Annotated in this window: 1 protein-coding gene and 1 pseudogene; both read right to left on the reverse strand. The window is 61.6% G+C overall.

What is annotated here, in order from left to right; genetic code table 11:
* Positions 1-374 (reverse strand): NAD(P)/FAD-dependent oxidoreductase (locus tag AC6CH3_RS23400; protein ID WP_498134707.1); only part of this gene is annotated, 374 nt, incomplete at its 3' end.
* A gap of 28 nt (positions 375-402) precedes the next feature.
* A pseudogene (locus AC6CH3_RS23405) lies at positions 403-591 on the reverse strand (haloacid dehalogenase type II); the annotation flags it as partial.

The raw sequence follows: 591 nt of genomic DNA on the forward strand, positions 1-591 counted from the left end.
GAGAGCTTCCCAAAGCGGTTGTAGTCGCAGTCGATGCCGTTGTCATGGACGAGCTTTTCGATGGTGTCGATCGCGTCGTTGTATTCCTGGAACATCTGAACGGCACGCTCGGCGCCGTAGCGCTTGACCGCGGTGCTGAAGCTGATGGCCAACCCGGTCGTCGCCATTCCCCCGTTACGGCCCGACGCGCCCCACCCCACGGTGTGGCGTTCGAACACGGCAACGCTGGCGCCCTGCTTGGCAAATTCCAGGGCCGCGGACAGCCCGGTAAATCCGGCGCCGATGATTGCCACATCGACGTTCTCGGGGACCGGAGTCTGCCGGTAGTCCCCGGATGCTTCGGCCGTATCCAGCCAGTAAGGAATGAGTTTCACGGGTTGACCTTTCGCTTCGTCGTTGTCTCTACAGACCGAGGTGCTTGTTGATCTCGTCCAGGGACTTGGCAACGTTCAGGTCGTAGCCCGGGCCGATGGGGTCATAGCCACGGTCCAGCAGCCACAGGTTCCGGAAGCCCATGTCATGCATCGGGTGGATGTCATAGCGGGTGTGCGAGGAAATGTGCAGGAAGTCCTCCGGCTGCGCGTTCAGGGT

The sequence above is a fragment of the Arthrobacter sp. GQ119 genome, from assembly GCF_059759125.1.